At 37.8% G+C, this 26,000-nt stretch carries 20 protein-coding genes; 11 read left to right on the top strand and 9 right to left on the bottom strand.

The window, feature by feature from the left end; genetic code table 11:
• Positions 1–69: 69 nt before the first annotated feature.
• The 4 genes from CNR22_00850 (at position 70) to CNR22_00835 (ending at position 8,923) form a co-directional block, all read left to right on the top strand.
• Positions 70–3,357 (top strand): hypothetical protein, encoded by a 3,288-nt coding sequence (locus CNR22_00850; GenBank protein ID PBQ30368.1) that lies wholly within the window; start codon positions 70–72, stop codon positions 3,355–3,357.
• 217 nt (positions 3,358–3,574) lie between these two features.
• Complete coding sequence (locus CNR22_00845) at positions 3,575–6,781, top strand: hypothetical protein (protein PBQ30367.1); 3,207 nt, start codon at positions 3,575–3,577, stop codon at positions 6,779–6,781.
• 108 nt (positions 6,782–6,889) lie between these two features.
• Positions 6,890–7,504 carry a superoxide dismutase gene (locus CNR22_00840; GenBank protein PBQ30366.1) on the top strand — a complete coding sequence of 205 codons (615 nt, stop codon included), beginning with the start codon at positions 6,890–6,892 and terminating at the stop codon, positions 7,502–7,504.
• A 3-nt stretch (positions 7,505–7,507) separates the two neighbouring features.
• On the top strand, positions 7,508–8,923 hold the full coding sequence (locus CNR22_00835) for a hypothetical protein (protein ID PBQ30365.1): 1,416 nt from the start codon (positions 7,508–7,510) through the stop codon (positions 8,921–8,923).
• 100 nt (positions 8,924–9,023) lie between these two features.
• On the opposite strand, the gene CNR22_00830 is transcribed toward CNR22_00835, so the two are convergent.
• Positions 9,024–11,690, bottom strand: coding sequence for an alanine--tRNA ligase (locus CNR22_00830; GenBank protein PBQ30364.1), 2,667 nt, complete (start codon positions 11,688–11,690; stop codon positions 9,024–9,026).
• A 190-nt stretch (positions 11,691–11,880) separates the two neighbouring features.
• Between CNR22_00830 and CNR22_00825 the strand changes: the two genes are divergently transcribed.
• Positions 11,881–12,855 carry a peptidase M23 gene (locus CNR22_00825; protein PBQ30363.1) on the top strand — a complete coding sequence of 325 codons (975 nt, stop codon included), beginning with the start codon at positions 11,881–11,883 and terminating at the stop codon, positions 12,853–12,855.
• Between the two features lie 240 nt (positions 12,856–13,095).
• Here the strand turns inward: CNR22_00825 and CNR22_00820 are convergent, their stop codons facing one another.
• Together CNR22_00820 and CNR22_00815 are read right to left on the bottom strand one after the other, a co-directional pair.
• Entirely contained in the window at positions 13,096–14,115 is a 1,020-nt protein-coding gene (locus CNR22_00820; GenBank protein ID PBQ30362.1) for a hypothetical protein, read from the bottom strand.
• Positions 14,116–14,121: 6 nt separating this feature from the next.
• Positions 14,122–15,267: a hypothetical protein gene (locus CNR22_00815; GenBank protein PBQ30361.1), complete on the bottom strand. Its 1,146-nt coding sequence runs from the start codon at positions 15,265–15,267 to the stop codon at positions 14,122–14,124.
• A 189-nt stretch (positions 15,268–15,456) separates the two neighbouring features.
• On the opposite strand from CNR22_00815, the gene CNR22_00810 reads away from it, so the two are divergent.
• From CNR22_00810 to CNR22_00800, 3 genes are read left to right on the top strand one after another with little or no spacing between them, the layout of a single operon-like run.
• Complete coding sequence (locus CNR22_00810) at positions 15,457–16,023, top strand: LemA family protein (GenBank protein PBQ30360.1); 567 nt, start codon at positions 15,457–15,459, stop codon at positions 16,021–16,023.
• A 6-nt stretch (positions 16,024–16,029) separates the two neighbouring features.
• The gene (locus tag CNR22_00805) at positions 16,030–16,464 is read left to right on the top strand and encodes a hypothetical protein (protein PBQ30359.1); all 435 of its coding nucleotides are present in this window, start codon (positions 16,030–16,032) and stop codon (positions 16,462–16,464) included.
• A gap of 2 nt (positions 16,465–16,466) precedes the next feature.
• The gene (locus CNR22_00800; protein ID PBQ30358.1) at positions 16,467–17,252 is read left to right on the top strand and encodes a methanol dehydrogenase; all 786 of its coding nucleotides are present in this window, start codon (positions 16,467–16,469) and stop codon (positions 17,250–17,252) included.
• Positions 17,253–17,332: 80 nt separating this feature from the next.
• Here the strand turns inward: CNR22_00800 and CNR22_00795 are convergent, their stop codons facing one another.
• The 6 genes from CNR22_00795 to CNR22_00770 form a co-directional block, all read right to left on the bottom strand.
• Complete coding sequence (locus tag CNR22_00795) at positions 17,333–17,797, bottom strand: hypothetical protein (protein ID PBQ30357.1); 465 nt, start codon at positions 17,795–17,797, stop codon at positions 17,333–17,335.
• A gap of 160 nt (positions 17,798–17,957) precedes the next feature.
• Positions 17,958–18,524: a 3-octaprenyl-4-hydroxybenzoate carboxy-lyase gene (locus CNR22_00790; GenBank protein ID PBQ34782.1), complete on the bottom strand. Its 567-nt coding sequence runs from the start codon at positions 18,522–18,524 to the stop codon at positions 17,958–17,960.
• On the bottom strand, positions 18,517–19,167 hold the full coding sequence (locus CNR22_00785) for a hypothetical protein (protein PBQ30356.1): 651 nt from the start codon (positions 19,165–19,167) through the stop codon (positions 18,517–18,519). The genes CNR22_00790 and CNR22_00785 overlap by 8 nt, the downstream gene beginning before the upstream one ends.
• Before the next feature lie 7 nt (positions 19,168–19,174).
• Complete coding sequence (locus tag CNR22_00780; protein PBQ30355.1) at positions 19,175–20,128, bottom strand: hypothetical protein; 954 nt, start codon at positions 20,126–20,128, stop codon at positions 19,175–19,177.
• Between the two features lie 57 nt (positions 20,129–20,185).
• Positions 20,186–21,331: an aminofutalosine synthase MqnE gene (locus tag CNR22_00775; protein PBQ30354.1), complete on the bottom strand. Its 1,146-nt coding sequence runs from the start codon at positions 21,329–21,331 to the stop codon at positions 20,186–20,188.
• A gap of 202 nt (positions 21,332–21,533) precedes the next feature.
• Positions 21,534–22,712, bottom strand: coding sequence for an RlmI/RlmK family 23S rRNA methyltransferase (locus CNR22_00770; GenBank protein PBQ30353.1), 1,179 nt, complete (start codon positions 22,710–22,712; stop codon positions 21,534–21,536).
• 296 nt (positions 22,713–23,008) lie between these two features.
• Between CNR22_00770 and CNR22_00765 the strand changes: the two genes are divergently transcribed.
• The 3 genes from CNR22_00765 to CNR22_00755 all read left to right on the top strand — a co-directional run bounded on the left by CNR22_00765 (position 23,009) and on the right by CNR22_00755 (position 25,981).
• The gene (locus CNR22_00765; protein ID PBQ30352.1) at positions 23,009–23,416 is read left to right on the top strand and encodes a dehydrogenase; all 408 of its coding nucleotides are present in this window, start codon (positions 23,009–23,011) and stop codon (positions 23,414–23,416) included.
• Between the two features lie 102 nt (positions 23,417–23,518).
• Positions 23,519–24,265: a beta-ketoacyl-ACP reductase gene (locus CNR22_00760; GenBank protein PBQ30351.1), complete on the top strand. Its 747-nt coding sequence runs from the start codon at positions 23,519–23,521 to the stop codon at positions 24,263–24,265.
• A gap of 180 nt (positions 24,266–24,445) precedes the next feature.
• On the top strand, positions 24,446–25,981 hold the full coding sequence (locus CNR22_00755; protein ID PBQ30350.1) for an MFS transporter: 1,536 nt from the start codon (positions 24,446–24,448) through the stop codon (positions 25,979–25,981).
• Positions 25,982–26,000 lie beyond the last annotated feature (19 nt).

The raw sequence follows: 26,000 nt of genomic DNA, 5'->3' as shown, positions 1-26,000 counted from the left end.
GTCTATTTTCAATCTAAGGCCTTTTTAGTTAAAAGATAAAAGTTAATTAACAGAGCGTAGGGCCATTATATGCTTAAATTTTTAGTTAATTTTTTGAAGGAAAGTTTTTTTTTAATATGTTTGAAAAATAACTTAACCAACATAATAAAAATGAAAAAAAACTACAAATCACTTACAGCGTTTATTGTGCTTCTAAGCATGCTAACGCTAAAAATGGGAGCTCTTTCGGGAGTAATAACCATTGACAATTCAATTCCCGCCTCTTCAACTAACTACACGAGTTTTGCAAGTTTTGCCGCCGCGTTAAATACAGGTGGTTTAACAGGAACACTTGTGGTAAACGTAGGAGGCTCTGCTTCGTACACGGAACAGGTTAGCTTTAGCCAGATTACCGGAGCAAGTGCTACTAATACTATTACTATAAACGGTAATGGTCGCATACTAACTTTTAATGCTACTTCAGGAGCAATGCATACAATGAAGTTAGATGGCACTGATTATTTTTATGTAAATAATCTTCAGATCCGTGGTACTAACACCAATTATGCATGGCCGGTTTTTTTAACTAACCAGGCAAATTACAATGCATTTACAACATGTACTATTTCTTGCCCTGTAAATGCAACTGGATATTATACCGGGGCATTCGTTATGAGTTCAAACAACTCATACTGGGGTGGTGGAAATTCAGCTAGTTACAATATGGTGGAAAACACCACACTAATTGGTGGTTACATGTGTGTTTATGCTGAAGGTGCTTACAGTGGAGCTACTTCATCTAACAATACATTTAAAAATTGCCATATCGCTGATTGGTATCAGTATGGTGTTTTCAATCCATATTCAAAAAATCTCAAAATGGAAGGTTGTTTATTTGACCGTTTAACGGCAACGAATAATAGCTATCCCTATTTGATGTACGGTTATGCTTGTCAGGGTCTTAATTTTACAGGTAACACTATCGAAAAAGTTATGAATGCTACTCAGTCAAGTACAGGGCAATTTATTTGCTTTTATAATATTGGTGGTAATCCTAATCCATCTAATCCAAACAAAATCACGAACAACATCGCTCGCGATATCCAGTTTAACGGTTCCATCTATATGTTTATGTATTGTTACGGTGGTGTTGATGTATCACATAACACTATCAGTTTAGATCATGCAGCAGCTTCAGGTGGTAACACTGACACTTACATCTTTTACTATTGCTACAGTAGTGGTGGACAAATATTAAATGTAAGAAATAATATTTTTACAATTACCAGAGGTGGTTCAGGCGAAAAAATCGGATACTATGATTACAATCCAACTTTTACCGGAAATGTTATAGATTACAATGATTGGTATATTAATGGTCTTGGTGGAAATAATGACTTTGCTCAATTAAACGGAACAAACATTTCTTCATTTTCTTCTTTACAAACTTATAGTGTAGAGGCAAATGGTTTTAATGTGGATCCTATTTACACGAACCCTGCAGTGGGAGATTTACATCCAACTAACAATACCATTAACAACACAGGTACTCCTTTAAACATTGGTATTGATCATAATTATGCGCCAAGAAGTCAATCAAATCCTGATATCGGGGCTTTAGAATTTTTAAGCAATACTTGTGCTTCTACTCCAACTAATATATCAGTAGTTACTCCAACTTATGCTCTTTGTCCTAATAAAAATGCAGATATCGGAGTAAATGGATATACAAGTGATTTAGGAGTTACTTACCAATGGTTAACTTCTACTACTTCTTCAGTAGGTCCATGGACAGTTATTAGCGGTGCTAACTCTGTTTATTACACAACACCAAACTTAAATGCTACTACTTATTATGGAGTAGCAGTGAGCTGTACTTTAGTTGGTACAACTGCAACTGTAGCTAACGTTATTAATATCGCAGGAACAAGCACTAGTGTAGTTCCGGTTCACGAAGGTTTTGAAGGTATCAATATGCCGAATGACTTTCCAAACTGTTCATGGTTCGCTCCTAACCAGGGAGGTACAGCACTTACTTATACAGGTTCTGCCAACCAAAACAGAAGTGCCCGCACAGGTACTAAATTTGGAGCTTTTGCTACTTCTTATGTTTCAGGAACAAATGCTTATTATACTAACGGTATTCAGTTAATTGCAGGTGTAACTTATTCTGCATCTGTATGGTGGAAAACAGAATTTTATGGTTATACTAACGTAACTGATCTGTCAATGAAATATGGTACTACACAATCTCAAACAGGTTTAACAACTATCGCTACAACCGGTGGTCCTGCTTCAAGTGGTATCTACACTCCTTTAACTAATACATTTGTGGTTGCAACTTCAGGACTTTATTATGTATCTCTTCAAGTTACTACTAATGGTAGTTACGGTACTAATTACTTGTCATGGGATGATTTAGATATTATTATTCCTTGTTCTTTAAACACTACAAGTGTAACGGTATCTACCAGCACAAATGTTCTTTGTAATGGTCAGCCACTTGATTTATCAGCTACAGGAGCAGATGAGTATACCTGGAACAATGGAGCAACTGGTGGAAACATCACAGAGTATCCTAACCAAAACATGCAGTATTATGTTGTAGCAACAAACACTTTAAGTGGTTGTTCACAAACATTAAACGCTCAATATGTAACTGTACTTCAAAGTCCGGCAATAATTGTTGTTGGTAGCAAACCAGCGGTTTGTGTAGGCGATAACATTACTTTAATGGCAAATGGTGCACCAAGTTATGTATGGAATACCAATGCAACAGGAGCAGTAATTACTGTAACTCCAGGTCAAAGCACAACTTACACAGTTACAGGTACAAACGCAGCAGGTTGTTCAACTTCAACTGAGTACTCAGTAATTGTAAATCCAAATCCAACTATTACAGTTTCAAGTACTGCTAATTCAAATCAAATTTGTGTTGGTGAGTATGCTACTTTAACTGGTAACGGAGCTGTTTCATTTGCATGGGCTTCTTCTACTGGTTTTATTCAGTCTAACGTAGCCATGGTTAACCCGGTAGCTAATACTGTTTATACAGTATCAGGAACAGGAGCTAACGGTTGTGTAGGAAAAACTACTTATGTGTTAAACGTTGATGCATGTACAGGATTAAGTAAAGTAAACGCTACAAGCGGAATTAAACTTTATCCAAATCCAACTGCAGCTTCTTTCGTGGTAGAATCAAACTCAACTTCTGTAAAAACAATTGAAGTTGTAGATTTAACAGGAAGAGTAATCTTAACAAACACTAACTCTGATTTAAACACTAACATCAACATCAGCACTTTTGCTAATGGTGTTTATTATGTAAAAGTTAAATCTGAAAATGCTACTGAAGTAATTAAAGTTGTAAAACAATAATTATTAAACTCTAAATCTTTAAAAGCCCCCAATTTTTGGGGGCTTTTTTTATTTTGTTACGTCATGATCAAATAGGCCTTAGCTTGTAGAACTTGTAATGACTGCAACTACAAGTCAATTGTTAAATTCGAGTTTCTGGTTGATTTTTATCAATATAAATGTTGGACTTAACATTTTTTTTAATAAGTTTGGTAAATAACTAAAAAAAACACACCAAATGAAAAAAAACTACAAATCACTCACGGCGTTTATTGTGCTTCTAAGCATGCTAACGCTAAAAATGGGAGCTCTTTCAGGAGTAGTGACCATTAACAATTCCATTGCGGCTTCCGCAACTAACTACACTAGTTTTACAAGTTTTGCTGCCGCCTTAAATACAGGTGGTTTAACAGGAACACTTGTGGTAAACGTTGGCGGTACCGGTCCTTACACCGAACAGGTAACTTTTAGCCAGATTACCGGAGCAAGCGCGACTAATACTATTACTATTAACGGTAACGGGTATATATTGACTTACAACGCCACTTCGGGATCAATGCATACAATGAAGTTAGATGGTACTGATTATTTTTATGTAAATAATCTTCAGATCCGTGGTACTAACACCAATTATGCATGGCCGGTTTTTTTAACTAACCAGGCAAATTACAATGCCTTTACAACATGTACGATTTCTGTACCTGTAAATGCAACTGGGTATTATACCGGGGCATTTGTTTTGAGTTCAAACAGCTCATACTGGTCTGGTGGAAATGCTGGTAGCTACAATATGGTAGAGAACACTACACTAATTGGTGGCTACATGTGTATTTATGCTGATGGTGCTTACAGTGGAGCAAGTACAACTAACAATACTTTCAAAAATTGCCATATCTCAGATTGGTACCAATATGGTATTAGTGCTTATTACTCAAGAAATCTGAAAGTAGATGGTTGTTTATTTGACCGTTTAACTTCAACCACAAATAACTACCCTTATTTGTTTTATGGTTACGGCCCTCAAGGTCTTAGGTTTGTAAATAATACTATCGAAAAAGTAATGAATGCATCTCAGTCAAGTACTGGCCAGTTTATTTGCTTTTACAATGTGGGTGGTAACCCAAATCCATCTAATACAAATAAAATTACAAATAACATCGTTCGTAACATTCAGTTTAACGGTTACATTTATATGTTTATGTATTGCTATGGTGGTATTGAGATCTCACATAACACTATCAATTTAGATCATACTGCCGCTTCAGGTGGTAACACTTATACTTATATGTTTTACTACTGCTACAGTAGTGGTGGACAAGTATTAACTGTAAAAAACAATATTTTTACAATTACCAGAGGTGGTTCAGGACAAAAAATTGGATACTGGGACTACAACTCAACTTTTACAGGGCATCAATTCAATTATAACGATTGGTATATTAATGGTCTTGGTGGAAATAATTACTTTGCTCAATTAAACGGAACAAACGTTTCTTCATTTTCTTCTTTACAAACTTATAGTGTAGAGGCAAATGGTTTTAATGTGGATCCTATTTACACTAACTCTGCAGCGGGAGATTTACATCCAACTAACAATACCATTAACAACACAGGTACTCCTTTAAATGTTGGTACTGACCACGATGGAGCTCCAAGAAGCCAAACCAATCCTGATATCGGGGCTTTAGAATTTTTAAGCAATACTTGTGTTTCTACTCCAACTAATATATCAGTAGTTACTCCAACTTATGCTCTTTGTCCTAATAAAAATGCAGATATCGGAGTAAATGGATATACAAGTGATTTAGGAGTTACTTACCAATGGTTAACTTCTACTACTTCTTCAGTAGGTCCATGGACAGTTATTAGCGGTGCTAACTCTGTTTATTACACAACACCAAACTTAAATGCTACTACTTATTATGGAGTAGCAGTGAGCTGTACTTTAGTTGGTACAACTGCAACTGTAGCTAACGTTATTAATATCGCAGGAACAAGCACTAGTGTAGTTCCGGTTCACGAAGGTTTTGAAGGTATCAATATGCCGAATGACTTTCCAAACTGTTCATGGTTCGCTCCTAACCAGGGAGGTACAGCACTTACTTATACAGGTTCTGCCAACCAAAACAGAAGTGCCCGCACAGGTACTAAATTTGGAGCTTTTGCTACTTCTTATGTTTCAGGAACAAATGCTTATTATACTAACGGTATTCAGTTAATTGCAGGTGTAACTTATTCTGCATCTGTATGGTGGAAAACAGAATTTTATGGTTATACTAACGTAACTGATCTGTCAATGAAATATGGTACTACACAATCTCAAACAGGTTTAACAACTATCGCTACAACCGGTGGTCCTGCTTCAAGTGGTATCTACACTCCTTTAACTAATACATTTGTGGTTGCAACTTCAGGACTTTATTATGTATCTCTTCAAGTTACTACTAATGGTAGTTACGGTACTAATTACTTGTCATGGGATGATTTAGATATTATTATTCCTTGTTCTTTAAACACTACAAGTGTAACGGTATCTACCAGCACAAATGTTCTTTGTAATGGTCAGCCACTTGATTTATCAGCTACAGGAGCAGATGAGTATACCTGGAACAATGGAGCAACTGGTGGAAACATCACAGAGTATCCTAACCAAAACATGCAGTATTATGTTGTAGCAACAAACACTTTAAGTGGTTGTTCACAAACATTAAACGCTCAATATGTAACTGTACTTCAAAGTCCGGCAATAATTGTTGTTGGTAGCAAACCAGCGGTTTGTGTAGGCGATAACATTACTTTAATGGCAAATGGTGCACCAAGTTATGTATGGAATACCAATGCAACAGGAGCAGTAATTACTGTAACTCCAGGTCAAAGCACAACTTACACAGTTACAGGTACAAACGCAGCAGGTTGTTCAACTTCAACTGAGTACTCAGTAATTGTAAATCCAAATCCAACTATTACAGTTTCAAGTACTGCTAATTCAAATCAAATTTGTGTTGGTGAGTATGCTACTTTAACTGGTAACGGAGCTGTTTCATTTGCATGGGCTTCTTCTACTGGTTTTATTCAGTCTAACGTAGCCATGGTTAACCCGGTAGCTAATACTGTTTATACAGTATCAGGAACAGGAGCTAACGGTTGTGTAGGAAAAACTACTTATGTGTTAAACGTTGATGCATGTACAGGATTAAGTAAAGTAAACGCTACAAGCGGAATTAAACTTTATCCAAATCCAACTGCAGCTTCTTTCGTGGTAGAATCAAACTCAACTTCTGTAAAAACAATTGAAGTTGTAGATTTAACAGGAAGAGTAATCTTAACAAACACTAACTCTGATTTAAATACTAACATCAACATCAGCACTTTTGCTAATGGTGTTTATTATGTAAAAGTTAAATCTGAAAATGCTACTGAAGTAATTAAAGTTGTAAAACAATAGTTATTTAACTCTAAATCTTTAAAAGCCCCCAATTTTTGGGGGCTTTTTTTATTTAAAACAATTCATAAATGCTAAATTTGCTGCATTACTTAACTTAAAACTAATATTATGGCATTCGAATTACCAAAATTAAACCACGCATTTAATGCGCTTGAACCACATATTGATGCTAAAACCATGGAGATTCACCATGATAAACATCATCAGGCTTATGTAACCAACTTAAATAACGCTATTAAAGGCACCGATGCTGACGCGCTTAGTATAGAAGAAATCTGCAAAAATATTTCAAAATATGAGCCGGTTGTACGAAATAATGGCGGAGGACACTACAATCACTCATTATTTTGGGAAATTATGGCACCAAACGCTGGCGGTGTTCCAACTAATGAAGTAGCTAAAGCAATTGAAACTGATCTGGGTGGGTTTGAAAAATTTAAAACAGATTTTTCTCAGGCTGGTGCAACACGTTTTGGTAGTGGATGGGCTTGGTTATGTGTTAAAGCTGATGGAAAACTTGCAATATGCAGCACAGCTAACCAGGACAATCCTCTTATGGACGTGGGAAGCGACTGTAAAGGAACTCCGATTTTAGGAATGGATGTTTGGGAGCACGCTTATTATTTAAATTATCAAAACAGACGTCCGGATTATATGGCGGCATTTTTTAATGTCATCAACTGGAATAAAGTAAATGAACTTTATCTAAAGGCTAAAAAGTAATAAATTTTAAAAAGCCGTCTGGGAAGACGGCTTTTTTTTTACCGATATTGCCGCGATTTATTATTTCTTGAAAATTACAGTTTAAACAGTCAAATTTACCAGGTGAAATATTTTATCAGTCTCAATTTTTTAATCCTGACAGTTGGATTTGCTACTGCCCAGCAGAGCGGTGTTATTTCGGCGGATTCTTCAAATACAAAAGGCTATATTCTTTTTGCTCCTCTTTTATCGAAAACAACCTACCTTATTGACAAAGCTGGAACGGAAGTAAAAACCTGGAAAAGTGAGTGGTTGCCAGCTCAATCAGCCTACCTGCTGCCTAATGGGCATTTATTGAGAACAGGGATTGATACACTGTTTAATACAAACTTTCCAAAAAGCGGCGGCTGGATAGAAGAATTTGACTGGAATAATCAGCTTATTTGGTCATTCCTTATTTCAGACCAAAAGCAACGCAGGCATCACGATATTTGTGCGCTTCCTAATGGAAATATACTGGCGCTTGTTTGGGAAGTAAAAACAAAAAAAGAGGCCATAAAAGCTGGTCGCAATCCTAAACTCCTGGGAGAATTATTATGGAGTGAAAAGATTGTCGAGCTTCGTCCTAAAGGAAAGAATTCGGCAAACGTAGTATGGGAGTGGCATGTATGGGATCACCTCGTGCAGGATTTTGATAAATCAAAAAAAAATTTCGGTAAAGTAGAAGACAATCCGCAATTGCTGAACATAAATTTTATGGCTACTGTTGACAGAGACTGGCTCCATTTTAATTCTATTTCCTACGACGCAACTTATGACCAGGTTGTGATCAGCAATAGAAACCTAAGTGAGATTTTTGTGCTGGATCACAGTACTACCACTAAGCAGGCAGCAAGTCACAAGGGAGGTAAAAGCGGGCATGGTGGAGATTTATTATACCGTTGGGGAAATACAAGGGCTTATGATAGAGGTAAAGTGGAAGATCAGAAACTTTTTAGTCAGCACTGCGCCGCATGGCTTGGAGATTCGAGTTCTAAAATTATAGTATTTAATAACGGACTAGGGAGACCTTCTGAAGAATATTCAAGTGTTGAGATTCTACCTACGCATCGCAAAAAAAACGGAACATTCGGTTTGCAGGAAAACAAAACTTATTTTCCCGAAAAATCCAGTTGGTCTTATACAGCTGAAAAACGTTCAGACTTTTATTCGGCAAATGTATCAAGTGCGCAAGTATTGCCGAATGGTCATGTTTTTATTTGCGAAGGCGCTAAAGGATATTTTTTTGAGATTGATGCCAATAAAAAAATTGTGTGGAGTTATCTAAATCCTTATTCTGGTGAAGCTAGCCCCGGAAGTGGCGTTATGAGTAACCGGGTTTTCAAAACTATGATGTATGCTCCCGATTATGCAGGGTTAAAAATACTGAAAGAGAAATAATAAGTAGGGCAGCGTTTCAATTATTCTGGTTAGAATATAATTAATTTAAAAAACAGTAAAAGAGGCTGATCTATTCGGATACAGCCTCTTAATAGGTTATTTAGATCATCGTTTTCGCTTTGTTGAGCGCGCTTTGGAGTCCTTCCATTTTGGTTCCGCCAGCCTGGGCATAGAAGGGTTGACCGCCACCACCACCGTTAATTTCTTTCGCTAATTCACGAACCAGCGTTCCTGCGTTCAGATTTTTTTCTTTTACCAGGCTTTCATTTATAACTATGGAAATACTAGGTTTACCATTTACTTCAGCTGCTAACACGCAAACCAGATTCGGTACTTCGTTCTTCAATTCAAAAAGTAAATTCTTAATTTCTTCGGCACTATCAAATTGTATGAGATGCGAAATGAAATTTATATCGCCCTTTTTTTCAATTTTTGAAATCAGGTCTTTTTTAATTACTGCTGCCTTTTCTTTAAATAAGGCTTGCAAGTGTTTTTGAAGGTTCGCGTTTTCTTCCAGAAGTCCGGAAATACCTTTTGCGATATCGCGTGGATTTTTGAGAAGTAGCTTTACTTCTTCTATCAATTTACTTTGATTGTCGAAAAACTCTTCCGCCTTAATGGATGTAATGGCCTCAATACGCCTGATTCCAGCGGCTACAGCACCTTCACTGCTCAATTTGAAATATCCGATCTGTCCTGTAGAGGTAACATGTGTTCCTCCGCAAAGTTCTACAGAGTATTTTTTATCAATGGTAACAACACGCACAACATCGCCATATTTTTCGCCAAACAATGCCATTGCCCCTGTCTTTTTAGCTTCTTCAATCGGCATTAATTCTGTTTTGCAAAGGATGTTCTCGCGAATTTTTGTGTTCACCATTTTTTCAATCTGGCTGAGTTCTTCGTCGGTGATTTTAGAGAAGTGTGAAAAGTCAAAACGTAAATAGTCGTCATTCACCAGACTTCCTTTTTGCTCCACATGCGTTCCTAAGATGTTTCGGAGGGCGGCATGCAGCAGGTGAGTGGCCGAATGGTTATTGCTTGTGTACAGGCGTTTCTCTTTGTTTACTTTCGCATTAAAGGTTGCAGTAAGCTTTACGGGAAGTTTATCGCAATAATGAATAATAACGCCATTTTCTTTTTTAGTATCTGTAATAAAAACGCTTTCGTTTATATTTTCAATCACTCCTGTATCACCCACCTGACCACCGCTTTCGGCATAGAAAGGTGTTTTGTTCAGCACAAGATGATACTGTTCTTTATTTTTTGCTTTTACTTTTCTGTAACGGATAATTACAGCTTCACATTCCAGCTCCGTGTAACCTATAAATTCAGTTTCTTTCTCCTGGCTTTCCGTAAGGTTTTTGTTTTCTTCAATGTAGATCCAGTCGTCTGTATCTACTGCTGTAGCAGCTCTTGAACGATCCTTTTGTTCCTGTAAATGCGCTTTAAAATCATCTTCGTTCGCACTAAGGCTATAGCTGCGGGCAATGAGTGATGTTAAGTCGAAAGGAAAACCAAAAGTATCGTAAAGTTCAAAAACAATTTTACCATCGATAACTTGTTTACCTGCGGCAGTTGTATCAATACACACCTGGTCAATGCGTTTTAAGCCGACTTCCAGAGTTTTGTAGAATGAAATTTCTTCTTCTTTAATTACTTTTTCAATCAGGATTTTTTGTGTGTTTAATTCCGGAAAAGCGTTCCCCATTTGATGCGCCAGGGTTGGCACGATGCGGTACATGAAGGGTTCTTTTAAATTTAAAGTTTGGTACCCATAACGTATTGCGCGACGTAAAATCCTTCTTATTACATACCCTGCACCTGTATTGCCCGGTAGCTGGCCATCTGCGATACTAAAAGAAATAGTGCGGATGTGATCGGCGATCACACGCATGGCAATATTTATTAATTGCTGTTTTTTCTGTTTGTCGTTTTCATCTGCTTTGTAGCGGAGTCCGCTTAATTCTTCAATCTTGTGAATGAGCGGCGTAAAAACATCTGAATCGTAATTGCTTTGTTTTCCCTGCAGTACACGCACCAAACGTTCGAATCCCATCCCTGTATCCACATGTTGTTTAGGAAGTTTTACCAGTGAGCCATCCGCCTTACGTTCAAACTCCATAAAGACGTTGTTCCAGATTTCAATCACTTGAGGATCGTCATTATTTACAAGCGACGCTCCTGGTACCTTAGCACGTTCTTCCTCGTTTCTTCCATCGTAATGAATTTCTGAACAGGGTCCGCAAGGCCCCATATCACCCATTTCCCAGAAGTTATCCTTTTTATTTCCGTTTAAAATTCTGTCTTCTGCAATAAATTGTTTCCAGGTATCGTAAGCTTCCTGGTCAAAAGCTAAACCCTCGTCTTTGCTTCCCTCAAAAACAGTAACATACAAGCGGTCTTTATCAATTTTATAAACTTCGGTCAATAATTCCCATGCCCAGGTAATGGCTTCTTTTTTAAAGTAGTCGCCAAAGCTCCAGTTGCCAAGCATTTCAAACATGGTGTGGTGGTAGGTGTCTACTCCAACTTCTTCCAGGTCATTGTGTTTACCACTTACACGTAAACATTTTTGAGTGTCGGCAATACGCGGGTATTTGATGGGAGAGTTGCCTAAAAAAATATCTTTAAAAGGGGCCATACCACTGTTATTAAACATCAGCGTGGGATCTCCCTTTACCACCATAGGTGCACTAGGCACAATGTGATGTCCTTTGCTTTTGAAAAAATCCAGAAATGTTTGACGTACTTTATTAGAGTCCATAATAGTTTAAAATGAGCTGCGAAGATACTAAACTCTTAGCTTTTTAAAGCAATAGTTTACAAGATTTCAGCCAAAATCTCTACAGTTCATCTTCGTGCAGACTTCTGAATTATTGCTAAAAAGCAGGAAATGGGGAGACTCTTTTTTTGTCGCTATTTTTTATTTTAATCCTTATATTTAAGGCTTACTAATGTCAAAAGTTAAATATAGATTCAATACAAAGTCATTGACCTACGAAAAAGTAAAGATTACTTTTCGTCAGCGTTTCTGGCAGTTTTTGTCGTATGTAGCTACGGGATTAGTATTTGCGACTATTACTATTGGTTTGGCACGGCAATTTTTACCTTCTCCCACAGAGAAAAAAGGAAAGCGTGAAATTGAGGCGCTGCGTTTGCAATACGAATTATTGAATAAAAAAATGAATCAGGCCGAACAGGTTTTAAAGGACCTTGAAGACCGCGACGACAATATTTACAGAGCCATTTTTGAGAGTGATCCTTTACCGAAATCTATGCGATACGGTGGTTCGGGAGGGAGTGACAAGTATTCTATTTTTGACAGTTACGACAATGCAGATCTTTTGAAGTCTGCTACTGAGCGAATGGATAGGATTTCGAAACAAATTTATGTGCAGTCAAAGTCGTTTGATGAAGTGGTAAATCTTGCCAAAAACAAAGAAAAACTTGTAGCGTCAATCCCCGCTATTATGCCCATCAATCAAAAAGATCTGGCCCATGCGGTAACTAGCGGTTTTGGCTGGAGAACCCATCCAATCTACAAAACGCAGGAGTTTCATCCTGGAATGGATTTTTCTGCTGAACAAGGAACTCTCATTTATGCAACCGGCGATGGTGTGGTAGATCGCGCTGACAATTTAGCTCAAGGTTACGGTAATCACGTGGTTATTAATCATGGTTTTGGATATCAAACGTTATATGGCCACATGAGCCGCCTTGCGGTAAAAACGGGGCAAAAAATTAGCCGGGGACAATTGATCGGGTATGTGGGAAGTACGGGTTTGAGCACTGCTCCGCACATTCACTATGAAGTTATTCGTAATGGTGAGAAAGTAAATCCAATCAACTATTACTACAATGATCTTTCGCCGCAGCAGTACGAGATGCTGGTGGAACTTTCGAAAAAGGCATCGCAGTCTTTCGACTAAAAATTTGGGATCTATTCTACTCAATTGGTTGGACGCAGATTTCACGGATTTAACCGATTTTTTTTCAAGGAGAATATTTCGCCTATGGCGAGTATAATTTCGTAGATAAGTTTACCTGATGTCAATCGAGTACGAGTTTTTGTAATCTATACGTAGATCATTAGCTCCAGCGAATTAAATTAAATTAAATTTCAGGGGTGCAGTGCGGCGAAATTTGTGAGATCAGCGTGGGTCGGGCGATCAGTTTTCAACCCCTTTAATCCGATCAATCAGGTAGCCCATTTCTTTAGCACTAACCGATTTAAATCGTCCTTGCTGTAAATTAATTTCATTTCCTTTTTTAAGATGTAAATCGAAATTAAAAACAAAAGGAGCCTGAGGTGTATACCAACCGCCAATCTGGCCGAAACGGATGTCGCTGAAATTTAGCACACTGTCTTGTTTACTAACACAGTAATAATGTTTAGAAAATTGTCTTAAGTAGTTTACGTCTTCGTTTGCTGTTAATGTATGAAGCAGAGAATCTCTTTTTTCAAAAAATTCCCATCTGAGTTTTGGATGTTTATCAAAGATGGAGTAATACCCCACGTAAAAATTATCTCCACTTTTAACAGCCGAATACCAAAGCATAGTGTTAAGTGGGGTAGGAGTGGCCATAAATTCCTGGTGAGGAATATTTTGACTAGTGAGGTCTTTTTCGATTACACCATTAACATGAAGCTTTATAAAAATAGTGGTTACCAGATAGAGAACTGTTATACTAAGCGCTATTACGGCGATTCTTGTTCGCGAAGGATACCTTGTACGTTTAACGATCAATAAAATAACTGAACCAATCAGCATAGACACCGATAAAAAAGGATCTAAAATAAAAAGTGTATTAAAACTAACCCTATAATGATTAAATGGTTCAAACCAACCTGTGCCATAGGTGGTGAAGGCGTCCATTATAATATGAATGAATAAGCCACTTCCAATCAAAACTAACCAACGTTTAAAAGAGACATCGTAGGTTCGAAGCGTTTTTTGAAAAGCATAGGCTAACAGTGGTGAGACTACCAGGGCAAACAAAATAGAATGTGTGATGCCGCGATGAACAAGCAGTTCTTTCGCCGGGCCGGTCCACAAAGAAGTTAGCACATCAATATCTGGAAGATTATTCGCCAGCGCTCCGATAAGCATAGCTTTTTTGCCCAGTTTTTTTCCGGCTATAACTTCCCCTAAACAGGCGCCAAGAACGGTGTGCGTGAGTGTATCCATGTTATTTTATTTTTTGTGTTTTTTACTCATCATTACTACATTCATGAGTGTTCTGTGGAAAAGATAGGCAGCTTTCATTTTTAATTTTCCGAAGTAAGTTGCTTTTCGTTTTACGTTTTTGAGCTCAACCTTCGAACAACTCTGTTGAATGATGGTTTCTATATGCTTCGAAAAATCCTGAATGACTTTTTCATCGATAATGTCGGCGTTTAATTCTATGCTAATGTAATGACTTAAAAAATTAAGGTTGTAAGAACCAATGGTGATCCACTTATCGTCAATCATCATAGCTTTACCATGCAATACAGAATTTTGCCATTCGAAAAGTTGAATGTTATGAGTCAGGTAAAATTCGTAGAGGTATTCCTGCGCCAGTTTAACAGAGTTTACATCTGAAATACCTGCAAGAATTATACGGATTTTTACTCCGCGTGCAGAAGCTTGCCGGAGCAGACGCCGGAAATTATTTCCAGGTAAAAAGTAACTAGCTACAATTGTTATAGATGTTTTCGCGTGTTTAATACTCTCGAGGTAACTCTGGTGTATTTCGTTTCTGCTTTTAATAAAGTCGTTGCGACGAAAGCGAATGAGAGAATCTCCAGGTACAGGATCTTGCTTTTTTAATTCCCAGCCTTGCAGTTTGCTTCTTTTTCTTTTATCGTAAACCTGCTCACAAAGTAAATCGAGGTATTCGCAAACTTGTCCTTTTACCAGCACACCGTAGTCTAACCAAGTGGCTTCATCTTTATTGACGTTGTATTTGTTAGCAACATTAATGCCTCCAATCATCCCTATTTTTTTATCAGCAACAACAATTTTATGATGCAATCTTCTGCCAAAAAAAGCACTTTCAGAAGAAAAAAGCGGCGAGTACAGGCGGAACTGTATTCCTGCCGATTTTAGTTCGCGTTCAGAATCTTTATTAAAAGGAAAAGATCCGTAAGCATCCGCCAGCACAATTACTTTCACACCCCGCGCAGCAGCCTTTTTTAGAGAAGCAATCACTTTAAGGCCGGTTTCGTCGCTTTCAAATATATAGGTTTGAAGCTGAAGAATTTCTTTGCTGTTATCGATGATTTCGTGTAGCAGGTCAAAATAATTATTGCCACTAAAAACAAGTTGAAGTTCTTCTGCCTTTAAGTACTTTTTCATTTACAGAGTGCTCTAAAAATCATACCGTTACAAAATGGAAATTTAGATGAATTTTCCTCAGGGAAAAAGCACATTCATAATTAAAATGAGCCCCTCATCCGAAAGGTCGATCTAAAGATAGAATTATTGTTAATGCTTTTGATCGAGGTGCGATTTTAATATTACATTTACATTAAAATTTAAAATAAAATGAAAAAAGGTGTATTAATAATAGGAGGTGTACTCTTATTCGCATTTATTGTTTTTATGATGTACAGAAGTTCTTATAACACTGCTGTAAGTTACCAGGAAAATGTTGACGAAAAATGGGGCGATGTAGGCGCAACGTATCAGCGCAGAGCGGATTTAATTCCACAATTAGTAGCAACTGTAAAAGGAGCTGCAGCTAATGAAAGGGGAATTCTTACTGAAGTAACTCAGGCACGTGCTGGAATTGTAGCTGCTAAAACTCCTGAAGATATGGACATAGCTGGTAAAAAAATCAATACAGCGATCAACCTCGCTTTTGAAGCTTATCCGCAAATTCGTTCTACTGAAAATTTCGCAGGACTTCAAACGCAATTAGAAGGTACAGAAAACAGAATTGCTGTTGCCCGTGAGAATTATAACGAATCGGTAAAAGAATATAACTCTCACATTCGTGGGTTTATTAATAGCATGTTTTTAAACAAAGAAACTTTTCCTAAGAAAGAGCCTTTCAAAGAAAGTGCAGGATCTGAAAATGCTCCTAAAGTAGATTTCAGCGAAGCAAAATAATCAGCTATGCCAACAGCCCGTAATTTTTTTACAGAACAAGAGCAGCAATCTCTTATTGATGCCATTACGCAAGCAGAATTACATACCAGTGGCGAAATTCGCCTTCACATGGAAAATTTTTGTTTTGGTAATGAAGTTAAGACGGCGCAAAAAGTTTTCGAAAAATTGGGCATGCAAAATACGGCAGAGAAAAATGGGGTACTTATCTATATGGCAACACTAAGTAAAAAGGTAGCTATTATTGGTGATGCCGGAATTCATGAAAAACTTGGAACAGACTACTGGGACAAGCTTGTGGCAAATCTGATTCTGCAATTTAAAGCGGATAAAAAAGCCGAGGCATTGTGTGGAGCTATAGTAGAATGTGGAAAACAGCTCGGTAAATTTTTTCCGTTAAAAGACGATGATAAAAACGAATTAAGTAACAGCATTTCTTTTTAATCATGAAAAAAATACTGATTTTTCTTTCTATCATTTTTGCAGGAATACTGAATTCGCAGGTAGCTGAACGTCCGAATCCACCTCGTTTATATAACAATCTCTCAAAAGAGTTTCCGGATTTTTTAAACGCTTCAGAAGCGGCTCAGTTAGAAGAGAAGCTGGAAGTGTTTAGTAACGAAACCTCCAATCAAATTGTAGTGGTGATTGTTGATGATCTTAATGGTCTGGATGCTTCTTCTTACGCATTTAAAATTGGTAATACCTGGGGAGTTGGTAAAGCGGATAAAGACAATGGTATTGTTATTCTTATTAAACCAACTGAAGCTGATGGAGGACGTAGCTTATTTATTGCTACAGGACAAGGTCTTGAAGGTGCTATTCCTGATTTAGCGACTAAAAAAATTCGCGACAATGAAATTACTCCCTATTTAAAAAACGGCGAATACTTTAAGGCACTTGACAACGGAACAGATGTCCTGATGAAACTTGCAAAGGGCGAGATCAATGTGAAGGATTATACCCGTGAAAGAGGTGGAAAAGGTAAAACACCCCTGGCGCTTATCATTATTGTTATTGTGGTAATTATTCTTTTAAGAAGCATGTTTGGCGGCGGTGGTCGCGGTGGTCGTACATTTTCAAGTGCCGGCAGCGCTCTTTTTTGGGGTAGCATGCTTGGTGGTAGCGGTCGCGGTGGCGGAGGCTTTGGCGGTGGCGGTTCTTCAGGAGGTGGGTTTGGAGGCTTTGGCGGGGGTAGTTTTGGCGGTGGCGGATCAGGAGGAAGTTGGTAGTGCAGAGTTCCTAGTAAGATGTATTTTCTATCGTGCCCCTTGCATACATATCTAACAACAGATTACTTTACCGTTATTTTTTAATCCTTGTATTTAAGTGTTATCCAAAGTTTACCGGTTGATTTATCAAGTAGACCTTTCCAGTTTTCTGTCTCATAAAAACCTTCCATGTAGTAGAGTTCAGATGTCTGACTTAGACTTGTGTTGATCTGTGCTCCATCTAAAAAGGTCCCAAAATCAATTCCTGTCAATTTCTCTAATTTTTTAAATTTATTTCGCTGGAGATAAGCGTTCATTTCCACACTTTTATCAAGGTCGAAACGGGCTAATTTTGTGTTTTGAGCCTTTTCATATTTACACTCACTGCTTTTTATTTTAGGAATGTCTATGCCTGTGTGCATTTCAAGATTATCAATGTTAGCCCATTCGCATGTCCGCTGAAGGTAGATGGAGTGGGCGAACTGGCGAAATCCGAAGTATCCGAGAGCCGCCACTAATACAGTGCTGATAAGCGATAGTGAAATAATCTTAAGGGTTTTTGACATGGAGAATGTTTTTTCTGTTAACGTAGATATACAGAAAAAATTATAGGGGGTGTTTGCGCTTTAACATAGGTTTTTAGCCCTTATAGATTAGACGCGTTTTACCGTGAGATGAAGAGGCTTGCACTGATAGAATTAGGGATGTCTGATTGTGGTGATCCCTTTATTTTTCTCCCCAACGGAAGGAATCCTGCTGAAGTCCTGCCAGATCGATAATTCTGTCTACAACCGTAGCCGCTAATTCTTCAAAGGTTTTGGGATTGGAGTAAAAAGAAGGCGATGCCGGACAAACAATGGCGCCGGCTTCTGTAACGGTTCTCATATTGTTGATATGAATCAAACTTAAAGGTGTGTCACGCGTTACCAGAATTAATTTGCGACGCTCCTTAAGTATTACGTCTGCGGCACGGGTAATTAAATCGTTACTGATGCCCGATGCAATGCGGGCTAGTGTTCCCATACTACAGGGGCAGATAATTAAAGTGGTATATCTTGCAGATCCAGAGGCAATGGGGGAAAAAAAATCGTTCTTCGCGTAGGTTTTGAATTTATAGTTTTCGTAATCGCGGTTGCCTAATTCCAGATTCCAGACATCCTTAGCGTTATCACTAAAAACAAGACTTACTTCTTCGATCTGCTCAGAAAGTTTAGAAATTTTATCCAATAATACTTTTGCATAAATGCTGCCACTTGCGCCGGTTACTGCTATTGCTATTTTTTGTTTATGGATTTTCACTTTGGTTTGTCTTGCCTAACTTATAAGATAACATTAAAGTAAGGATATTGTTGTAAAAACCTTTATTAAAAAAGCGTGCCACCGGATTTGAATAGTAAACACTGGAGGCAATTCCATACTCGCGGATCGCAGTAATTGAATTGGAGCAACGTACTTCCACACTTAGATTTCGAATTACGGTTCTTCCCAAACCAATATTCACGCCCATCTCATATTTCTTAAAAGTATACATGCCTGTAAAGTTGGAGTAATTAATATCCTCGTTATAATTTATAAGATAAGCAAGGGAAGGTCCGAGGGTAATAAAATAACGCTTGTTGAGCATATACCTCAAAGACAGAGGAAGATCAATGTAATTAAGATTCAGACGATAATAATTTAAATCGTATTTGTTTGGATTTTTACGTGCGCCCTTTTGCGAGAAATAGAATCCCAGTTCGAAACTTAACCTTTCGTTAATTTTCGCGTTCACCGCCATCCCAGCGAAAATACCCAGCTTTTTATAGCCGCTGTAATTATCGCCATGCACCTGGCAGGCATTTAAACCCAAAGAGGGTTTAAGTGAAAAAACAGAAGTGTTATCCTGCGCTGTACCTGCATAAGAAAGAACCAGAAATATGCAAATAATAAAGCGCATACAAACTTTAGAATTTGTAGCCGAAGCCTACGCCCAGGGTTGTAAGGGTTTGAAGTCTTGGCCCATCAATATTATCTTTCGCATTAAAAGTTGTGCTATAACGTTTTACAGTGATATCATCATCGTAGATCATTTGGCAGATAAGACTCGCAGAGAAATATTTATTGATTTTCATCGTTATAAGATTATTAAAAATCACGTCGATGTTTTGTGGATGATCTGTGTAATTAGAAAAGAGGTCCAAATAAGAATCGAGGTTTACATTCTTAAATATATCTTTTTTAAATTTTACAATGATCCTTCCCCCAAATTCATAACGCATTCTCTTGCCTTTTTCAGTCATATTACCAGCCTCGTCATATTTGGCGGGCTCAACACCATATTCACCGGCATCTGCTAAATATTGACGGTTCACTAAGGTAATTTTTCCTGCCAGGGGTGCAACAGTTATTGAGAAATAGTCTTTCGGTTTATAAGAAAGACCTAATGCTAATTGAATGTAGCCTGGCGAATTAAAATCTGAAGTAGCACGTCCCTGGATAGTGTCGCCTGCATATTTGTAACCTGGTGCAAACTGAGTGCGGTAATCGGCCTGCGCTGTGTAGAAATATACCTTTTTAAAAGCCAGGATTTCATATTTAGAAAGCGCGAAAAGTTGATCGATGTTTTTACGGAAACCGGCTTGTCCTGGTCTGAAAATACCGTATTGAGCATCTATTTTATTCGTCCATTCTTCAAAAGCATCCCTTTTGTAGACTGCCTGATAATTGAAAATTCCGTTTATGGCAACGTTGTTTTGTCCTCCACCTTGCCAATTGCTTAGGGTTGTCTGGCTTGCATTTAATCCGAAAAATCCTGAAAATTTCCACGATGTATCGCGTACCTGTGGACGGATAGAATCCTGTGCATTAAAAAATTGAACCGCTAAAAATATTAGCGAGAGAGTAAATAGTTTTTTCATTGTAAAATGTGTGTGTGAATAATCTGGCTATAAAAATAAGGATAATCCTTTTCTTTTTTATGCTTCCGAATATTCTTTTACAACGTTATAAAGAGTGTCGCGTTGAACAGGTGTTTTGCCAACGGATTTAATCAGGTCTACCAGTTCCTGTGTAGAGAGTTTTGGATTCTGCTCTTCAGAACCGGCCATGCTGTATATTTTAGTTGTGTCATCTATCGTTCCGTCAAGGTCGTCGGTGCCAAAATTCAGAGACAATTGTGCTGTATTTCTTCCAATCATTGCCCAATAGGCTTTGATGTGCGGGAAATTATCAAGGTAAATTCTCGCCACGGCGTAGTTCCTTAAATCTTCAATCACACTTACTTCAGGCACGTTGGCCATTTCATTTTCCTTATTGCGAAATTTAAGAGGAATGAATGCGTTAAAGCCATGTGTTCTGTCCTGCAATTCGCGAAGACGGTTCATATGATCAATGCGGTGTTCGAAGGTTTCTATGTGGCCGTATAACATGGTGGCATTACTTTGATTGCCCATCTTGTGCCAGATCTCGTGAAGAGACAACCATTCTTCAGAAGTACATTTTCCACCGGCAATTTTATCGCGAATGTCTTTATCAAAAATTTCTGCGCCTCCACCGGGCAGACTATCCAGTCCTGCTTCTTTAAAAATTTTCAAACCTTCTTCGTAAGTTAGTTTTGCTTTTTTAAAAATATAGTGGAACTCAACTGGGGTTAATGCTTTGATATGCAAATCAGGACGGTGTGCCTTGATTTTTTGAAATAATTCGGTATAAAAAGCAAGGTCCTGTTTAGGGACTACGCCGCCGGTAATGTGAACTTCTGTAACAGCCTGGTTGTCGTAACCCTTAATGATGTTCATGATCTGGTCAACGGATAGTTCCCAGCCCTGATCACGATTTTTTATCAAACGTGAATATGAACAGAAAGAGCAGGAGTAGACGCAAACGTTAGTAGGCTCTACGTGGAAATTGTGATTAAAATAAACATAGTTACCGCTTTTTTTCTCGCGCACATAATTAGCAAGTACTCCTAAAAATCCAAGTTCGGCTTTTTTATATAAAGTAACGCCTTCATCAAAGGTGATGCGTTCGCCGTTAAAAACTTTTTCTGCAATGGCTTTTAATTCGGGAGAATAAGAAGAATTTGCGAGAAGACTTTGTGGATGGTGTTCGCTTAAAATCATGGGGCAAATTTACGGGTTCTTTTGCTTGCATGCCAATACAAATGCTAAAATTAGTCAATATGGAGAAAGTCAATAGTTGAAAGTCTATAGCCAATAGTTGAAAGTCAATAGGCCGTAGTCACTAGTTTATAGTCAATAGACGTAAGGGGTAGGTAGACAGGTAGCTATGGCTGTATAAGCACTAAATTAGTAAGTATAAATTTTATTCTACCCAAAGCACCATTCCCTTAAGGTATTCCCCTTCGGCAAAGAAAGGCGTTACTGGATGGTCGGCAGGTTGATATAAATAATGAAGTACTTTAATATTCCTTCCTGCTTCTAAAGCGGCAGAAGTAATTGTGTTATAAAAGAGCATTTTGTCGACCACGCCACTGCAGCTAAACGTAAAGATGATCCCATTCTTTTTAATGAGTTTCATGGCCATTGTGTTTAATCTTTTGTATCCGATCACCGCGTGGTGTTTAGCATCGCGACTCTTAGCAAAAGCCGGAGGATCTAATACAATAACATCGTAAACATCTTTTTTATCTTTTAAAAATTCAAAGGTGTCTATAGCATAACTCTCGTGATTCTTGCAGTTGTTTAAAGTAATGTTCTGGTCACAAAGTGCAATTGCAGGAGCACTCACGTCAACAGAGTCTACTCGACTAGCTCCAGCAGCTGCTGCGTATACAGAGAATCCACCCGTATAAGAAAAAGTGTTTAAAACAGTTTTATTTTTACTGTAGTCTCCAAGGAGTTTGCGGTTATCGCGTTGATCGATAAAGAAACCCGTTTTTTGTCCGTTGATGAAATCGATTTTAAAAAGATGGTCATTTTCTTTAACGATAATTTCTTCTTCCGATCCGAATAAAAATCCGTTTTCGGTTTTCCCTGCAAAATGTTTCGATAAAGTTTCAGCGCTTTTATCGTAGATGCTTTTCAGAGAGTCACCTAAAGTTCTTTTTATGGCTTCAGTAATATTATCTTTTTGAAGGTAAACTCCCCAGGAATGAGCCTGAACAACAACGTGTCCTGCATAATAATCCAAAATCAATCCCGGTACACCATCGCCTTCTCCAAAAAATAAACGGCAAACATTTGTATGCTCGTTTAAAATAGTTAGATGCTGACGGTAGTTCCAGGCCTTGTTGATTTTCTCGAACCAAAAATTTTCGTCAATCGTCGTTTTCTCAAAAGAAATAATTCGAACGGCGATGCTTCCACCGTTAGAAAAATAACCAATGCCCAAAAATTCATTTTTACTGGAGTATACTTCTACCAGGTCTCCATCCTGAAGGGTAGCGTCTTTTTTGTTGATAGCGCCTGAAAACACCCAGGGGTGTTTGCGTTGCATGGAGAATTCTTTTCCTTTATTTAAAATGATTTGCGGATAGGTCATACAGTTATATTTTTGCCACAGGTAACGCAGATTTCACAAATGCTTGTGTTAGAGAAACCGGGGCTAATTAATTAGTGTGCGAAGTTAAGATTTCTTTTTTTAACCACTAAACTACTAACTACTAACTACTAAACTACTAAACTACTAAGCCACTAAGACACTAAGGGCACGAAGATACATTAAGGGAAATGACACTCAGTGATGCTTAATGCTTTAAGTACCTTAGTGGTAGTATTAAAAATAATTTTGGAATTGATAATCGAATTACTACTTTTAATTTTATCAAAACCCCCTATATGCTGGAAGTAAATCAAGTTTATACACACGAATTCAGTTTTTCTCAAGAAGAAGTTAACCGTTTTGCGGAAGTTACAGGTGATAAAAATCCTGTGCATACAGATCCTGCCTACGCCGCAAAAACATTATTCAGAAAGCCGGTTATGCATGGTATGCTGGGTGCCGCCTTGTTTAGTAAGGTTTTCGGAACTTTATTTCCTGGTGAAGGAACTATTTATTTAAAACAATCTTTAAATTTTTTAAAGCCGATGTATGTGGACGTTACATATAAAGCGGAGTTCACTATTAAAGAACTTATAAAAGATAAGAACAGAGCGGTAGTGGAAACGCTTATAAAAAATCCTGACGGCCTTGTTTGTACCAGTGGTGAAGCCACAATTCTCAATACAGAAAAAATTAGAAATTAAAAAATAGTCCTGGTAATGTACCAGGACTATTTTTTTACCTGGAAGTTTAATTCTCTCCCGTTCCCTAACGGATAATTAATAATTAACCTATAAATTAAAAGTATGGACAAGTTGAACAAAAGAGTAGTATTGGTAACTGGCGCAACAGGCGGACTGGGAACGGCCATGTGTAAACACCTTCAAAAGGATGGGTATCACGTAGTGGGAAATTATCACACGAAAGAAAAGGCAGACAAATGGTTAGAAGATATGAAGGCTGAAGGCTTTGATATAAAATTGTTTTACGGAGATGTAAGTGATTTTGACAGTGCGGGGGAAATGATACGTAAGATAGAAAATGAAGTAGGTCCGATTGATACGCTTGTAAATAATGCTGGTATCACGCGCGATGGTCGTTTAATTAACATGAAAAAAGAAGATTGGGATGCCGTTATAGGAACCAATCTAACCTCCGTATTTAATTGTTCGCGCCAGGTTTTAGACGGCATGGTTGAAAGAAAATTCGGACGTATTATAAATATTTCTTCGGTGAATGGTCAGCGTGGACAATTCGGACAGACCAATTACAGTGCCGCAAAAGCGGGGATGCATGGCTTCACCAAATCATTGGCTATGGAAGTGGCTAAATACGGAATTACAGTAAATACAATCTCTCCGGGCTACATTGGTACGGATATGGTGATGGCGGTTCCTGAAAAAGTACTGGCGCAAATTGTGGCGCAAGTGCCAATGGGGCGTCTTGGCGGCACGCATGAAGTAGCCCATTTAGTGAGTTTTTTAGCCAGCGAAGCAACCAGTTTTATTACGGGAGCAAATTACAGTATTAATGGAGGGCAGCACGTATATTAGAATTTACAATGAACGAAGGTAAATGGCAACGGGAAGAGTGATGGTCGTACTCAAAATTATTAGTTTTCCATAATCTTGTACCTCTTTCATTTACCCTTTACCTTTTACATTAACCCCCGGTTGGGGGTTTGTTATTTTAAATAAAAGACCTATTTTAGGCGCCTAACACAAAAAATAAATATGGAACAAACTACCGAGAAACAAGGGCATCCTAAAGGGCTCTATTTTTTATTTTTCACTGAAATGTGGGAGCGCTTTAGTTATTATGGAATGAGGGCGATCTTCATTTTATTTATGACTAAAGTATTGTTATTGAAAGACTCTGATGCTTCAGAAATTTATGGAAGCTACACTGGCTTAGTATACCTGACTCCACTTTTAGGAGGTTATCTTTGCGACAAATATTTGGGAAACCGTCGTAGTATTGTTATCGGAGGTTTATTAATGGCTATCGGTCAATTTTGTATGTTTCTAAGTGCCTCTGCGGGTGCAGATGGCGGAATAGCAATTATGTGGCTGGGTTTAACCTCTATCATTATCGGTAACGGATTCTTTAAACCGAATATTTCTACCATGGTTGGTCAATTGTATCCTGCGGGAGACAGACGTATTGACAGTGCTTTCACTATTTTTTACATGGGGATCAATCTTGGAGCTTTTTTCTCTCCTCTTGTTTGCGGATCTATGGATTTTAAATGGGGCTTTTTGTCCGCTTGCGTTGGCATGCTGCTTGGATTACTCGCCTTTATACTATTTCAAAAAAAATACCTTATTTCTGAAGAAGGGAAAGAAATTGGTTTGCCTGTAAAGAAATTGGATATGAAAAGTATCCTGATGATCATAGGTTCTATTGGAATCGTGTTCTTTATGCTGAATTTTAAACAAATGTTTAAAAGCGATGTAGACATTATCAGCTACTTTATTTACGGAGCAATGATTGTTATGCCAATAATCATTTTGACGGATAAAAGTCTTACAAAACTCGAAAGGAACAGGATCATTGTAATTTTTATTCTTGCATTTTTTGTAATCTTCTTTTGGGGCGCGTTTGAACAAGCCGGAGCGTCATTGACTTTGTTTGCTGACAGACAAACTAACAGAACAATCTTTGGTTGGGAAATGCCAGCTTCTTATTTTCAGTCGATCAATCCGCTTGCTGTAATTACATTGGCTCCAATCTTTACTATTATTTGGGGCTTCTTGTATAAAAGACGTTTAGAACCCTCATCACCTTACAAAATGGCTTACGGTTTAGCTTTAGTTGCTTTAGGATATATTGTTATAGCAATTGCTGTTAAAGGTTTAGGTCTTGGAGAAAAAGTAAGCATGTGGTGGTTAGTTTCACTTTACATCATTCACTCTATGGGAGAACTCTGTTTGTCACCTATTGGTTTATCCATGGTTTCGAAGCTGGCACCTTTACGTTTATCTTCTTTAATGATGGGAACCTGGTTTTTAGCTAATGCCGCTGCGAATAAATTTGCAGGAACTTTAAGCGCCTTAATTCCACCCTCTGCTGAAAATATAGATCCGAATGTACCAGTTGTTTATCCTTCTTTTTTCGGATTTCAAATTACTAACCTTTATGAATTTTTTATGGTTTTTATTATTATGACTGGAATTGCAGCCGCGATTTTATTTGTGTTAAGTTCGTGGTTGAAAAAGATGATGAACGAACACCATACGGAAGTTCCGCCTGCAGAACTTCATAGTTAGTAATTATTTATATCACAAA

The organism is Sphingobacteriaceae bacterium (assembly GCA_002319075.1).
Classification (GTDB): Bacteria; Bacteroidota; Bacteroidia; order B-17B0; family Aurantibacillaceae; genus Aurantibacillus.
The sequence above is the reverse complement of the archived record's forward strand: the minus strand, read 5'-3'. Positions and strand labels throughout refer to the sequence as shown.